At 35.5% G+C, this 14,678-nt stretch carries 17 protein-coding genes, 1 tRNA gene and 1 riboswitch; of the genes, 7 read left to right on the top strand and 11 right to left on the bottom strand.

The genetic code is table 11. The annotated features are described in order from the left end of the window. Positions 1-138: 138 nt before the first annotated feature. Together dnaJ and NHF50_RS11065 are read right to left on the bottom strand one after the other, a co-directional pair. Positions 139-1,263 (bottom strand): molecular chaperone DnaJ, encoded by a 1,125-nt coding sequence (gene dnaJ, locus NHF50_RS11070; RefSeq protein WP_252776450.1) that lies wholly within the window; start codon positions 1,261-1,263, stop codon positions 139-141. A gap of 55 nt (positions 1,264-1,318) precedes the next feature. Continuing rightward, on the bottom strand, positions 1,319-1,867 hold the full coding sequence (locus tag NHF50_RS11065; protein ID WP_252776447.1) for a nucleotide exchange factor GrpE: 549 nt from the start codon (positions 1,865-1,867) through the stop codon (positions 1,319-1,321). Positions 1,868-2,024: 157 nt separating this feature from the next. On the opposite strand from NHF50_RS11065, the gene NHF50_RS11060 reads away from it, so the two are divergent. Next, complete coding sequence (locus tag NHF50_RS11060) at positions 2,025-2,690, top strand: YceI family protein (protein ID WP_252776445.1); 666 nt, start codon at positions 2,025-2,027, stop codon at positions 2,688-2,690. A 44-nt stretch (positions 2,691-2,734) separates the two neighbouring features. Here the strand turns inward: NHF50_RS11060 and NHF50_RS11055 are convergent, their stop codons facing one another. Both NHF50_RS11055 and NHF50_RS11050 read right to left on the bottom strand, forming a co-directional pair. After that, complete coding sequence (locus NHF50_RS11055) at positions 2,735-3,640, bottom strand: TIGR01777 family oxidoreductase (protein WP_252776444.1); 906 nt, start codon at positions 3,638-3,640, stop codon at positions 2,735-2,737. A 137-nt stretch (positions 3,641-3,777) separates the two neighbouring features. Continuing rightward, positions 3,778-4,233 carry a DUF4442 domain-containing protein gene (locus NHF50_RS11050; protein ID WP_109569717.1) on the bottom strand — a complete coding sequence of 152 codons (456 nt, stop codon included), beginning with the start codon at positions 4,231-4,233 and terminating at the stop codon, positions 3,778-3,780. A 152-nt stretch (positions 4,234-4,385) separates the two neighbouring features. Between NHF50_RS11050 and NHF50_RS11045 the strand changes: the two genes are divergently transcribed. The 5 genes from NHF50_RS11045 (at position 4,386) to NHF50_RS11025 (ending at position 8,749) form a co-directional block, all read left to right on the top strand. Next, a complete protein-coding gene (locus NHF50_RS11045; protein ID WP_109569716.1) occupies positions 4,386-4,841 on the top strand; it encodes a DUF4870 domain-containing protein in 456 nt (151 codons plus the stop codon). A gap of 104 nt (positions 4,842-4,945) precedes the next feature. Then, a complete protein-coding gene (locus NHF50_RS11040) occupies positions 4,946-5,281 on the top strand; it encodes a PadR family transcriptional regulator (protein WP_109569715.1) in 336 nt (111 codons plus the stop codon). 6 nt (positions 5,282-5,287) lie between these two features. Then, positions 5,288-6,982, top strand: a complete 1,695-nt coding sequence (locus NHF50_RS11035) for a PspC domain-containing protein (protein ID WP_252776442.1) — start codon at positions 5,288-5,290, stop codon at positions 6,980-6,982. A gap of 29 nt (positions 6,983-7,011) precedes the next feature. Then, positions 7,012-7,752, top strand: coding sequence for a head GIN domain-containing protein (locus NHF50_RS11030; protein WP_252776440.1), 741 nt, complete (start codon positions 7,012-7,014; stop codon positions 7,750-7,752). A gap of 160 nt (positions 7,753-7,912) precedes the next feature. Next, the gene (locus NHF50_RS11025; protein ID WP_252776438.1) at positions 7,913-8,749 is read left to right on the top strand and encodes a GIN domain-containing protein; all 837 of its coding nucleotides are present in this window, start codon (positions 7,913-7,915) and stop codon (positions 8,747-8,749) included. 68 nt (positions 8,750-8,817) lie between these two features. Here NHF50_RS11025 and trxB read toward each other — a convergent pair whose 3' ends face one another. Beyond that, positions 8,818-9,765 carry a thioredoxin-disulfide reductase gene (gene trxB, locus NHF50_RS11020; protein ID WP_109569711.1) on the bottom strand — a complete coding sequence of 316 codons (948 nt, stop codon included), beginning with the start codon at positions 9,763-9,765 and terminating at the stop codon, positions 8,818-8,820. A 154-nt stretch (positions 9,766-9,919) separates the two neighbouring features. On the opposite strand from trxB, the gene NHF50_RS11015 reads away from it, so the two are divergent. Further along, positions 9,920-9,994, top strand: a tRNA-Pro gene (locus NHF50_RS11015). Positions 9,995-10,051: 57 nt separating this feature from the next. On the opposite strand, the gene hxpB is transcribed toward NHF50_RS11015, so the two are convergent. Genes hxpB through thiM form a run of 6 tightly spaced genes read right to left on the bottom strand, consistent with a single transcriptional unit; the run spans position 10,052 to position 14,183 of the window. Next, entirely contained in the window at positions 10,052-10,717 is a 666-nt protein-coding gene (gene hxpB, locus NHF50_RS11010; protein WP_252776435.1) for a hexitol phosphatase HxpB, read from the bottom strand. A gap of 11 nt (positions 10,718-10,728) precedes the next feature. Next, the gene (locus NHF50_RS11005) at positions 10,729-11,253 is read right to left on the bottom strand and encodes a DinB family protein (protein ID WP_252776433.1); all 525 of its coding nucleotides are present in this window, start codon (positions 11,251-11,253) and stop codon (positions 10,729-10,731) included. Between the two features lie 27 nt (positions 11,254-11,280). Then, positions 11,281-11,934 (bottom strand): thiaminase II, encoded by a 654-nt coding sequence (gene tenA / locus NHF50_RS11000; protein WP_109569708.1) that lies wholly within the window; start codon positions 11,932-11,934, stop codon positions 11,281-11,283. After that, entirely contained in the window at positions 11,921-12,754 is an 834-nt protein-coding gene (gene thiD / locus NHF50_RS10995) for a bifunctional hydroxymethylpyrimidine kinase/phosphomethylpyrimidine kinase (RefSeq protein WP_252776431.1), read from the bottom strand. Before thiD ends, tenA begins: the two co-directional genes overlap by 14 nt. Continuing rightward, positions 12,751-13,386 (bottom strand): thiamine phosphate synthase, encoded by a 636-nt coding sequence (gene thiE, locus NHF50_RS10990; RefSeq protein WP_252776429.1) that lies wholly within the window; start codon positions 13,384-13,386, stop codon positions 12,751-12,753. The genes thiD and thiE overlap by 4 nt, the downstream gene beginning before the upstream one ends. Then, positions 13,383-14,183, bottom strand: a complete 801-nt coding sequence (thiM, locus tag NHF50_RS10985) for a hydroxyethylthiazole kinase (protein WP_252776428.1) — start codon at positions 14,181-14,183, stop codon at positions 13,383-13,385. Before thiM ends, thiE begins: the two co-directional genes overlap by 4 nt. 78 nt (positions 14,184-14,261) lie before the next feature. Then, a riboswitch (TPP riboswitch) is annotated at positions 14,262-14,354 on the bottom strand. Between the last annotated feature and the right edge of the window lie 324 nt (positions 14,355-14,678).

Raw genomic sequence — 14,678 nt, 5'->3', positions numbered from 1 at the left:
TTTACTGTTAGTAATGTTTTGTAAAGAATTGTTACAAAAAAACCCATCCTATTTTTAGGCAGGATGGGAAAAATTGCTATGAAAAAGAAAATTCACTTTATAATAAAGTGAGGTTCAAATGTATATATTTTTATTTAATTATGAAAACATATCTTTTACTTTTTCAAAAAAAGATTTGTCTGATTTTTCAGGCTTTGGTTTAAAGTTTTCGTCGCTTAACATTTTTTCAAAAAACTCTTTTTGTTCTTTGTTTAATGATTTCGGAGTCCAGACGTTGACATGGACAAGTAAATCTCCGTTGCCGTATCCGTTTAAGCTAGGCACTCCTTTTCCCTTCAATCTTAAGATTTTTCCGGATTGAATACCGTCTTCCAGTTTAATTCGTACACGACCTCCGACTGTTTCAATTTCCTTAGAAGCACCTAAAGCAGCTTCCGGATAGCTGATATACAGATCATAATGAAGATTTTCTCCTTCACGTTTTAAAAATTCATGTTCTTGTTCTTCTATCGCAACAATCAAATCTCCCGGAATACTATTACTTCCCGGTGCTTCATTTCCTTTTCCGGAAACTTTTAACTGCATTCCGTCTACCACACCTGCCGGAATTTTGATAGAAACCGTATCGTCTTCCATTACCATACCGTATGCATCAGCACCTGATGGTTTTTGGTCTAATATCTGACCGGAACCCTGGCAAGTCGTACATGTTGTAGCAGTTTGCATTCTTCCTAAAATAGTATTTGCTATTTTAGTTATCTGTCCGGAACCATGACAGGTAGGACAGGTTTTATACGTTACTCCTTTGGCCTGAACTTTTCGTTTTACTTTTACTTTTTTCTCAACTCCGTTAACAATTTCTTCAAGTGTTAATTTCACTTTGATTCTCAAGTTACTTCCCTTTACACGGCGTTGACCACCTCCGGAAAATCCGCCACCGAATCCCGAGAACCCGCCACCAAAAGCACTTCCAAAAATATCTCCGAACTGGCTGAAGATATCATCCATATTCATGTGTCCTCCGCCAAAACCTCCTGCACCGTCAAATGCGGCATGACCATACTGGTCGTAACGTGCTTTTTTGTCAGGATCACTCAATATCTCATAAGCTTCTGCTGCCAATTTAAAATTTTCTTCCGCCTCTTTGTCACCCGGGTTTTTATCCGGATGATACTGAATGGCTTTTTTTCTGTAGGCTTTTTTAATTTCTTCTACTGTAGAAGTTTTGCTGATCTCTAATATTTCGTAATAGTCCTTTTTCATTTTTACTAACCTTAATAATCAAGTCTTAAGCTTTTAACTCTCAAGTCCTGTTAATTTACATTCCGATCACTACTTTTGGAAAACGAATAATTTTGTCTCCTAACTTATATCCTTTTTCCACTACATCTACTACCTTCCCTTTTAAATCATCAGAAGGAGCCGGAATTTGAGTTATTGCTTCTGCGAAATCAGCATTAAAATCATCACCCGTTTTAATATCTACCAGTTCTAAACCTTTAGATGCCAACGTATTTTTTAACTTTTCATGAATCAATTCCACACCTTTTACCAAAGCCTCATCTTCTGAATTCGATATCTGAGCCCAAGCTCTGTCAAAATCATCTAAAACAGGTAACATAGCTTGTAAAACTTCCTGATTAGCCGTTTTAAACAAATCTATTCGTTCCTTACCGGTTCTCTTTTTATAGTTCTCAAATTCAGCAAATAAGCGTAAAAATTTATCTTTTTCTTTTGCCAGATCTTCCTCTAATTTTTCCTCAGCAGTCATTTGAGGGTCTTGAATTTCCTGATTATCCGATTGATCGTTTGCGCCTTCGTTTCGGATGGCATCTTTTTCAACATTTTCAGTACCTTCTTGATTCATATCTCTGTATATTATTTTAAACTTTTTATTGTGAGTAGCAAATGTATTGCCAATTCATTAAAAATGTCAAATTGACAGCTTTTTATTTAAACACATTCTAAATTTAAAAGAATTTTAGTATTTTTGAGAGAAACTAATTCTAAAAACTATATAAATTATGAAAAAAATCCTTTTAAGTTTGTCTTTAGTAGCTTTCATTGGTCTGAATAGCTGCAAAAAAGAAGAGAAAGCAGAAATGCCTAGTGAAACGGCTGCCGTTGAAGAAGCTGTTGATAGCCTTGGTAATTATAAAATAGATGCTGCTGCATCAGTTATTAACTGGACCGGATCTAAACCAACCGGAAAACATACCGGAACTATTTCATTGAAGGATGGCGGATTTACCATTACTGACGGCAAAATAGAAAGTGGTAATTTCAGTATTGACATGACTTCTATCAATGTTATGGATCTGGAAGGTGACGACAAAATGAAACTGGAAACACACTTAAAAGGTTTAGGTGATAAAGAAACTGAGGATCACTTCTTCAATACTGCAAAATATCCTGACAGTCATTTTAAAATACTTAGCACTGAAGAGGCTAACGGAGCTTATTTTGTAAAAGGGATCTTAACCATGAAAGGAATCTCTAAACCTGTTGAGTTCCCTGCTGAAATCACTATCAATGATTCTGACGTAACTTTACACTCTGATCCCTTTAAGATCAACAGAACACTTTGGGGTGTTAATTATGCTTCTAAATCTATTTTTGACGATCTGAAAGATAAATTTGTCGATGACGATATTGAACTTGAAGTTACAGTGAAAGCTCATAAAAAATAAAGCCTTTGCTATATGATAAAAAAATCCCGATTTCTCGGGATTTTTTATTGTAATATATCTTGTAATGCTTTATCTAAATTAGAATATTTGAATTGGAATCCCTCGTCTAATATCTTACGGGCACTTACGTGCTGACTTGAATACAATAGTTCGTGCATTTCCCCTAAAAGCAACTTCATGGCCATTTTAGGAATCCCCGGTAAAAAAAGCGGTTTGTCTAATGTTTGTGCTATGGATTTAACCAACACTTCATTCGTTACCGGATAAGGGGATACACCATTATAAATTCCCTCCAGTTCATTATCCATTATAAAAGAGAATATGCGAGCCAAATCTTTTATATGTATCCATGATTGATATTGTTTTCCCGATCCGAATGTTGCGCCTAATCCTAATTTAATCGGCTTAAGCATTTCTGTTAAAGCTCCTCCGTCAGGTGCTAGTACCAATCCAATCCTAACAAAACTGACTCTTATGCCTAATTTAGCAAAGTTTTTTACCTCATCCTCCCATTTTGCTACTACACATCCCAAAAAACTGTTATCAATCTGGTTGGATTCTTCTGTATAAATAGTCGTTTCACTGCTAGGATAAACTCCGATTGCAGAAGCAGAAATAATCTGTTTTACCTCAAAAGAGTCTTTTAAAAGTGACTGATAGAGCAAGCGTGTCGATAATACACGACTTTCAATGATTTCCTGTTTGTATGCCGGTGTCCATTTTTTAGATACAGTGGCTCCTGCTAAATTGATAAGACATTCTACTTCTTCAAAGGCATCTAAGTCAATTTCACCTTTATCCGGATTCCAGTAAAAACCTTGATAATTTTCTTCTTTAATCAGTTTTGATTTACTGGAGGTTAAATAATTGACTTTTACCCCTCTCTGCAGTAGTAATTTTACCAATTCACTTCCTATTAAGCCAGTAGCTCCTGTAATTAACACTTTCATGTTTTCAGTCTTTACAAACTACAATTGTATTTTTTGTAGTTTTTTGGTTACTACAAATTTACAAACAAAATAGGCTTTCAGACGGAAATTAACTTTTGTTAACAGATCAAGCATCCGGTCCAAATTAGCGTGTGAAATCAGTTTCTAACCTTAATGGTCCATTCAAACTGCATTTCAGAAACCTGTTCTCCTTTTTCATTCACACCTTTTGAGGTTAGCCAAACCGTTTGTCCTTCTTTAGTTGCTATTGCTTTTTCTATGGTTTCTTTTATTCTATTTCCCTCAGTACAAGTAAATGTGATTCTGCCTGTTGCTTTCTTAGTAAATAGTGCTTTGTTTTGCGCTACAAGCATAGAAATACTTTTGCCGCTTTTCTGAATCTGATACATTACTAAAGCTCCGGTAGTGAATTCAGCGGCCATTGCCTGTACTGCGAAATACATTGAACGAAACGGATTTTGATTGAACCATTTATACTTCACCGTTACACTACATTGCTCCGGTTGGATTGCTTTTACTCTTACTCCGCTCCAATAAGCTGAAGGTAGTTTAAAAAACATAAAAGCGTTTAATTTAGAAGGTGTGAATTTCATTTTTGATTTTATTTTTTGTAAAAATACAAAAAATACTATGCGTTCATAATATTTTTATATTTGTTAAATTTTTGTTAATTTAAGGTACTATGCGTAACATAATACCTTCTTTTAGACTTATCTTTGTATAAGAAATTATTAGTTATAGTAAAATGGCAACTTCAAACGAAAAAAACACATCCACTCTTTTACAATTAAGCTTACTGAGCCAATATTGTATTCCTTTCGGAAATTTTATATTTCCTTTATTAATATGGTCCTCTAAAAGACAAGAATCTCAATTTGTAGATAAACATGGTAAACAAGCTTTAAATTTTCAATTAAGTATTCTGCTGTATTCTTTAATCTTTGTTTTAATTGCAATACCTACAGCTGTCTTTTGGTTATACAATTTACTTAAAACTGTTGATTTTAACGAACATCACATTGAGATCAATAATTTAATTAGCAGCCAAAATATATCAGGATTAATTATACTGGGGTTAGTTGCAATATTATTAACTGCCATAATCAAAATATTTGAATTCATTCTAATCATTTATGCTGCTTATAAAGCGGCAAACGGACAAGAAGTTTCTTATCCATTAACTATAAAATTTATTAAGTAAACGTTTCAATCATCAATCAAATCAATCAAAAAAATGAACAGTTTAATGCATGCTGAGATCCACAAAAAAATGCTGTGGGTTTCAGTTAAAAACCTTAAAAAATCATGAACATCGAGAACACTAAGGCACAGATGCGCAAAGGAATTCTAGAATTTTGTATCTTATCTGTTTTAAAAGAAAAAGATGCTTATACTTCAGAAATTCTGGAAACCCTTAAAGAAGCAAAGCTCCTTGTTGTGGAGGGTACCGTTTACCCTTTATTAACAAGGTTAAAAAACGATGGGCTTCTTAGCTATCGTTGGGAAGAATCAACATCGGGGCCTCCGAGAAAATACTACGGGCTTACCGATGAAGGAAAAGAATTTTTAAAAGAACTAAACAATACTTGGGTCGAACTATCAGATGCCGTAAACATCATCACTGGGAACAGTCAAAACTAAAAAGTCATGAACAAAACAATCAGCATAAATTTAGGCGGTTTTTTCTTTCATATAGATGAGAATGCCTATCAAACACTAACTCGCTATTTTGACGCCGTTAAGCGTTCTCTTTCGCCGGAAGGCAGAGATGAGATCATTAACGATATAGAGAGCCGTATTGCCGAACTTTTTCAAGAACGCCTAAAAAGTGAAAAACAAGTGGTAGGCATCACTGAAGTTGAAGAGGTAATTGCTATTATGGGACAACCGGAAGATTATTTAATCGACGAAGAACCAAACTACAATCAGAAATCAACAACATATTCCAAATCTACATCTCGTACCAGAAGATTGTACAGAGACCGTGACAACTCTATTTTAGGAGGTGTAGCTGCCGGGTTCGGACATTATTTTGGTATTGATCCGCTTTGGGTGCGTATCTTGTTCATAATTTCTCCGTTTATCAGTTTCGGTACATCCGTATTGATCTATTTAGTATTATGGATCTTAATACCGGAAGCTGTTACTACAGCACAGAAATTAGAAATGAGAGGCGAACCTATTAATATCTCTAATATCGAAAAAAAGGTAAAGGAAGGTATTGGTGAGATTTCAGATAAAATCAATAATCTGGATTCTGAAAAGATCACCAATACTGCAAAATCGGGAGCCAACCAGATTGGAAAGACTTTAGGTGATGTTTTTATGGCTATTTTTAAATTTCTGGCCAAATTCATCGGAGCCTTTATTATTCTTTTTGCTTCAATGACCTTACTTGGTGTGATCATTGGTTCTGTGGTTATGATTTTCACTTCATCAATGCCAGACACCTTTATTTTTAACCATATAGAAACACCTTTTGATTTTGAAGTGCCGCTCTGGATCCAAGGTATCTTATTACTATTTAGTGTGGGTATCCCTTTCTTGGCTTTACTCCTGCTAGGTTTAAAACTTTTGGTAACCAATATGAAGCCGATCGGTAACTATTTTAAATATACGCTTTTAGCTGTATGGTTGCTTTCAATTATTGGAGTCGTTTATTTCGGCTTAAAACAGGCTACTGCCATCGGTTATGACGGTAAATCAGTTCAAAAAGAAGAATTCTTTTTAGAACCTCAGGACACCTTATATGTAAAAATGAGCTATGACGATTATTTCACAAAAAGCGTCTACGAACATGAAAGAGCTAAATATACTCATGATGCCAACAATAATGAGATCATTTTTTCAACAAAGGTTAGAGTACATTTCCTGATTTCTGAAACTGACCAACCTTACATACAAATTGAAAAATCAGCAACCGGTAAATCGCATAAAGATGCAAAGGATCGCTCTGACAATATAAACTATCATTTTGAAATTCAAAAAAATAAGATTAATTTAGACAACTATTTTACAACGGATTTCAAGAACAAGTTTCGGGATCAAGAAGTAAATGTTTACCTCTATTTACCTAAAGGCGTACATATTAAACCTGATAAAAGCATTCAGGATTTTGATTGGTCTGACAATAAAATCTTTGATTTGCATCATAACTCTGATGAGTATATTTATCAGGTAGCCGATGACGAGATCATCTGTCTGGATTGTCCTTCTGACGAAGATGACTTTGATTTCGACGAAATTACAGATACTATTAACGAAAATGTTTCCTTAAAGATCAATAATAAAGAGTTGAACATTAACGTTAAAAAAGATGAAATCAACATTAAAACCAAATAACATCACACCACAACTATAAAATAAAAATCATGCTTAAAATCATTGTAGAATTTACAAAAGTTATCATCCTGATACTTATCGGGATCTTGATGAATTCGTGCACTAAGTTCAATTCCAATTTCCAATCTGTAAGCGGAAACGGAAATGTTGTAACTGTAAACAGAACTATCACAGAACCTTTTACTGCAATAAAAGCAAAAACAGGTTTACAGGTAATTGTTAAACAAAGTCCGGATCAGAGCATTACTATTGAAGCAGACGAAAACTTACAGGATCATATTTTCACAGAAGTAAAAGAAGGCTGCTTGGAAGTATATTCAGATGCTAATATCCGTAAAAGCTCCGCCAAAAAAGTTTATATCACATTACCTGAACTTACTGAATTATCATCGTCTAGCGGAGCCAATGTGACTTCAGCAAATACTTTTCACTGTAAAACTATAGATTTTGATTCCAGCAGCGGAAGCAACCTTAACTTTTCCGTTGAAGCTCAAAAAATAGATTGTGAGAGCAGTAGCGGAAGCACCATGAAACTAAACGGGCAAACAGTTTCTCTTGAAACGGATTCTTCCAGCGGAAGCAGTATGAATCTTGAAAACCTTGTTGCTCAAAATGTTGATTCCGAAGCTTCAAGCGGAAGCTCTACTCATGTAAATCCAACTGAAAACCTGAAAGCTGATGCCTCAAGCGGTGCTTCCATCACGTATGTGAGCCAACCTAAAAGGATCACGACAGATAAAAGCTCGGGAGGCAGTGTCAGCCTGCAATAAGTTTCACCAAAAGCAAAGCATAAACATCGGTTTTTACCGATGTTTTTTTATACAAAAAATTATATCATATTTTTGGTTCACCGATCTTTTTTGTGTAGGTTTGTTTGCAAAGATTCCATTTGGAACAGTATTTGTAATAGATTGACCAAATCCAACAAAAATGAAGAGATTAACAGTACTTACCCTATTAGTTTTCAGTGTTACTTTTTTAACTCAGGCACAAAAGAAAGAAAAAGTAAAAGGTTCAAAAATTGTCACACATACTATTAATGAAATAGAAAATTTCGAAAATATTGAAATAGACGATAATTTAGAAGTCTATTTAGTAAAAGGTGACAAACCTTCCGTTGAAATTGAAGCTGATGATAATCTTCATGACGCCATTAACTTTTCAGTTGCAAGCAACACATTGAAAGTATATAGTTTGAAACATGTTATCAGTGCCAAAAAATTTTCTATCCGAATCAATTACACTAACGATCTGAAACTGGTTGTTGCAAAAGGAGAAACTGTAATCAACGCACTAAATGAATTACAAGGCGAAAACGTAACCGTTAAAAACTACGGCAAATCCCGTTCTTACCTTAATGTAAATTCTACTTATTTCACTCTTATCCTAAGTGATAAATCCGAAGCAGAACTTAATGTTAAAGCACAAAGCACTACCTTAGAATTAAGCAACAATGCTGAACTAAAAGCTTTAATTGCTTCTCCGGAATTCAAATTAGACATGTATGAAAATAGTGAAGCTGAAATAGAAGGAGATGCAGCACAAGCAAAAATAAGACTTGACAACAGTGCTTCTTTAACTTCTGATAATCTTACCTTAAAACAACTGGATCTTACAGTTGAAGGATATGTTAAAACTCGTGTCAATGTTATTGACCAAATTGCCATTTCAGCATCAGGAAAAGCAGAAATTGAATTATACGGTCAACCTAAAATTGAAATGGTGCAATTTACCAATAATGCTACTTTGTATAAAAAAGAAAAATAGTGATACTATCTTCATAAAAAAAATCCAGCTATATGCTGGATTCTTTGTTTATAAATTTCAGATTAACTTTACTCTTTAGAAGCTAAATAACGCTCAGCATCCAGTGCTGCCATACATCCTGTTCCGGCTGCAGTAATTGCTTGTCTGTAAACATGGTCAGCGGCATCACCGGCAACAAACACCCCAGGAACATTTGTTTTTGTACTTCCGCATTCATTAACAATATATCCCGTTTCGTCTAATTTTAAATAATCAGCAAAAATATCTGTATTAGGTTTGTGTCCGATAGCTACAAAGAAACCTGTTGCCGTAATTTCAGTTATGTTTCCGGAAGCTCTGTTCTTTGCTTTAACTCCGGTTACAACATTACCATCACCCAAAACCTCTTCTGTTTCTGTATTCAATAAAATTTCAATATTCTCTGTTTTGCGAACGCGCTCTTCCATAATTCTGGAAGCTCTGAATTTATCACTTCTAACCAACATGGTTACTTTTTTACAAATTTTCGATAAATAATGAGCTTCTTCACAAGCACTATCCCCTGCTCCAACGATCACTACTTCCTGATTTCTATAGAAAAAACCATCACAAACCGCACAAGCAGAAACACCACCTCCGAGTTGCAAATAATGTTGTTCTGACGGTAAACCTAAATACTTTGCAGATGCTCCTGTAGAAATGATTACCGTATCAGCATGGATCTCTGTTGTTTCATTAACCCAAATTTTATGCGGAGCAGCCGAAAAATCAACTTTAGTAACCCAACCGTCACGAATATCTGTTCCGAAACGTTTAGCCTGAGCCTGTAATTGAATCATCATTTCCGGTCCCGAAATTCCATCCGGATACCCCGGGAAATTTTCTACATCATTAGTTGTGGTCAACTGTCCTCCCGGCTGTTGCCCTTGGTATAACACCGGATTCATATTAGCTCTCGCCGCATAAATAGCGGCTGTATAACCTGCAGGGCCTGAACCTATTATTAAGCATTTTACTTTTTCTATTGTATCAGCCATAATTCATTTTTTTATTAGAGAAGCAAATTTAAACTATTCGAAAGAAAAATTCCTTAAAATTTGATTAGAATTCATTATGACAAAATAAATTGATTTTATTTCAAAAAACATTTTGTAAATTAAAAATTAGCTATATATTTGCACTCACAATTTTCGGGGTGTAGCGTAGCCCGGTCATCGCGCCTGGTTTGGGACCAGGAGGTCGCAGGTTCGAATCCTGCCACCCCGACGAAAATCAATTAAAGCCTTGTAAATTGCATGATTTACAAGGCTTTTGGTTTTTAGACTATCGTAAGAACTGAATTATTATGGTCACCTTATCCTCTTCAAAACTATTGATACTACAATCTGCTATTTCAAAGGTTACGTTCCTATTTCCATTTGTGAAAGCAGCAACTGACATTCCTGCATTCTTGGCAGCAAGCATTCCCGAATATGAATCTTCAATAACGAAACAGTTCTTAGGTTTTACGCCTAACTTTTTAGCTGTGGTAATATAAATTGCGGGATCCGGCTTTCCGTTTTTTTCAAATTCTGCCGAAGAAACGGTATCAAATAAATGTGTGATTTTTAACTTTTCTAAAACAATTGGAATAATTGCATAAGGTGAATTGGTTGCTAATCCAATTTTATAATTTTCAGATTTTAACCTCTCAATAAAAACTTTCACCCCTTTTATTAAACACGTTTCTGATTGAATTAGTTCAACAACCCTTGATACAACCCTTTGCTCCACTTCCTGTAAACTCGTTTGTTGCCAGGGAAACTTTTCATACCAAAATTGAGTAACTTCAGCAGTTGTCATCGATTGGGTTATTTTAGTGTATGCTTCACTTACCTTCACTCCGAGCGACGAAAAAACTTCTTCTTCTGCCTGTTTCCAAATATTTTCGGTATCAATTATAACACCATCCATATCAAAAATCACGGCTTTGTTGTCTTTACGATTCATCTTGTCCGGTTTTATTTTTTCAAAATACCCAAATATGCTTCCCAAGGACCAACTTCTTTAACATATTGTTTTGCCATGACACGTGAAATTTGGGCTATGTGGCCTAAATCATGCACTGCCCAAGTAGCTAATAATTGTTGAAGACTTACTTCTCCTAATTCCGGATGGACTCCGATACGGCTTAAGTCTCTTTCTGTGATATGTAAAGAAGCTAACTCAGCTAGATTCTTCTTTCTCAAGTTTTTGAATTCTAAAATTATTTTTTCTATCGGTAGATTTTGTTCTTCTTTTAACTGAGCAAACCGGTCAAATGATTTAAAAAGTTTGTTTTCCGATTCACTTAAAATTATATTGATACGTACCATCCAATCTGTTTTTTCACCGTGGATCAAATGCCCGAGAACATCATACGGACTCCAGGTATCTTTCCCTTCGTTATTTTCTACCCACTCTTTAGATAGCCTGAGTAGGTAGGATTCTATTACAAAAGGAGTTGTTTCTAATATTTCGATTGTTCGTTTTAAACTAAATTCCATTATTATTCAATTTTTTGAAGTTATTACTTACGATTCCCACCGCTTCATTTTATAAGCGGCATCCCAAAACTGATATTCCATACGAGATGCTGTAATAAAGGCTTCGGTCATCTTTTGTCTAATTGCAGGAGTCGTATTTTGAGCAGCTCTATCGCAAATTGCTACCGCCTTGTTTACAGCTTCAGTAAAATCTTCTCCACCATACGTTGCAATCCACTTCTCAAAAGGGTTATTAGAAGATTGGTAGCGGGCATGGATATATTCTCCCACATTTTTATAAATCCAAAAGCATGGTAATGTTGCAGCCATAGCCACTTCAACTGTTTCAAAAGCCGCGGTACTTTTTAAGAAATGAGTATAATGATGGCACGCAGGCTGAATAATTCCTTTATCGGATACCCTGAAATCTTTAAAATAGGATTCGTGCAATGCGTTTTCTACCACAATGGCATTTTCTGCAAACCGTATATATGCTAACGTATCGTTAATATGATAGGCTTTGGCTCCGATAAGAGCAAGAGCTCTTCCGAAATGTTCCAGATATAAAGAATCTTGTAACATATAAAACTGAAATTTATGCATAGGAAGGCTACCGTCTGATAACTCTTCAATAAAAGGCATTTTGAGAATAGATTCATAAATTCCGTCAATAGATAGCCAAGTTTTTTCAGACCATTTCATTTTTAATAAGTTTTTTGGGATTAAAAAAGTGATTTAAAGGGCCGTTTCCTTTTCCGGTTTGTGTATCGGCACCATATTTTATAGCATTATACACATATTGCTGACCAAGTTCCACAGCCTCATACATATTTTTCTCTAAAGCCAGAAATACAGCTATGGCGGAAGACAAAGTACAACCTGAACCGTGTGTATTGCGGGTTTCAATTTTATTAAATTCAAAGGAATGATAATTATTTTCCCCATCTAACAACAACGAAGTAATAATTGTTGTTTTTTGATGACCTCCTTTCAACAAGATATTTTTACACCCCATTTTTTTGATACGCTCTACGGCCAACTGCATATCGTCTAAGGTCTCTACTTCCATCTGAGCAAGAATAGCTGCCTCATCCATATTAGGAGTAATAATATCTGCAATGGGCAATAGCTTTTCGATAATAACGTTAATCGTTTCTTCCTCGATAAGGCGATGACCACTGGTAGCCACCATTACAGGATCGAACACGACAGGAATTTGACTATGTTTTTGCAATGTTTGCACAATAACATCAACCAGTTCCGGGGTATGTACCATACCTATTTTTATGGCATTGGGAACAATATCTTCCATAACGGTTTCGAGCTGTTCGGCTACCGCTTTTATAGGAATGGGAAATATATTTTTTACACCTTGTGTGTTCTGTACAGGTAGTGCAGTTAAAACAGAGGTCGCATAACAGCCTAAAGCTGAGATGGTCTTAATATCCGCCTGAATTCCCGCACTACCACTACCGTCAAAACCTGCAATGGTTAATACGGAAGGGTATTGATATTTTTTCATTTTAAGATTTCATTTTTTAATTCATATGCTGCTTTTTGAGGGTCGGTTGCACCACATATCGCAGAAACCACAGCAATACAATCTGCTCCGGCATTTATTACAGATTTTACATTATGTCGATGGATATTGCCTATAGCAACCAAAGGTTTATCTGTAAGCTTTCTTATTGTTCTGATTCCCTCAAGTCCCCATTCAGTAATGGTATCGGTTTTGGTCGATGTTTTAAAAATGGGACTAATACCCAAATAATCGGCAACGACCGTTTGTTCATTTTCCAATTGATCAATAGATTCTATGGAATAACCTATTTGTTTGACTTTACACCATTGTTTTTTAACCTCAACAGGGGCAATATCTGTGTTTCCTACGTGTATGCCGGTAGCTTCTACTTCTTTTGCGACTTCAAAATCATCATTGATAATAAGAGGAATTTGATATTTATCGGTGATTTCTTTTAGTTGGAATGCCTTGCGAACAAATATATCCGTTTCATCATTCTTTTCCCTTAGTTGGATGATATCTACACCGCCCAAAATAGCCTGTTCTGCAACAGTAAGAAAATTTCGGTCGCTACAATCCGCTTGGGAAATAACTAAATAGAGTTTATATGGGAATGTGGATTGTTCTTTCATTCCATTGCAACTTTAAGGTATCCGCTAAATTCGGTTTCTGTTACAGCATATAATTTATCCAATAGATTCATTTGCAGACTTCCCGGTCCGGAAGACTGTTTTTCGGCGAGTTCACCCGCTATACCCAGTAAAGCCATAGCCGCGGTGGTTGCTTCTGTTTTGTTTTCTGCTACAGCAATAAAAGCAGCTGTTAAAGCTGAAGCAGTACATCCCAGTCCTGTCACTTTGGTCATCATAGGGTGACCATTCTTAATAAAGTAGATTTGCCCACTGTCATTCAAAATAATATCTGTTGCTCCTGAAATACAAACAATTGCTCCATAATCATTTACTAAATCACGAGCTGCCTGAACAGCTTCATTACTTAAAGCAATACTATCTACTCCTTTCGTGACAGATGAGTTCGATTTGGCAAGAGCTAATATTTCAGACGCATTCCCCCTAATTACCGTAGGGCGGTATTGTAATAGTTTTTGGAGGATTTCATTTCTATAAGGTGTTGCTCCGGCGCCTACAGGGTCGAGCACCCAAGGCTTGTTTAAAGTATGGGCTGCTTTCGCTGCTATCAACATCACTTCAGACCAATATTCATCCAGCGTACCAATGTTAATTAATACAGCACTGGCAATACTTGCCATATCTTTAATTTCAGATTTTGCATGAGCCATTACAGGAGAAGCACCAACCGCAAGTAAAGCATTGGCCGTATTGTTCATCACCACATAGTTGGTAATATTGTGTATTAACGGAGATTGATCTTTTACTGATTGAATGTATTCCCAAAGTGTTTTTTCCATTGTAATAATCTATTTATGAGGTAAAAATAGCTTTAGGAAAAAACTGAAAACAAAAGAAAGAAACAACTTTTGTACAAGAAGTCTTTTTTTGCTTTTCCCTACGTCGGTGTAAGCCGTATCAGGTTCAAAGGGACTCTCTCAATTCTTTTCAGAATACCCCTAAAGCGAAGACAAATATACAAAATATTATTGTGTCACTTAACCAGCAAAACATCATCAAACGAGATTTAACATAATCAGACGAAGATTGGGATAACGTTATTAACTGAGAATTCTCTTTTAATCAATATCTGACTTCTGGCAATCGTAATGTCAAATCAAGATCCGTTTTAGCATCAGTATAAGGGACATTAGAATTTGATGTTTGTATTTCGTTTACCGTCGTATCGCTTTGCTTTATGCTCCTAAGTTGTGGATAATTTTAAGACAATATACGGATGCCTATTTTTGGCAACAAGCAAAAACATTTCAAGAAATGAAGTAACTTATAAAGTT

The organism is Flavobacterium sp. NRK F10, assembly GCF_024054235.1.
GTDB lineage: Bacteria > Bacteroidota > Bacteroidia > Flavobacteriales > Flavobacteriaceae > Flavobacterium > Flavobacterium sediminis.
Note: the sequence above shows the minus strand (reverse complement) of the source record. Positions and strands in the feature narration are given on the sequence as shown.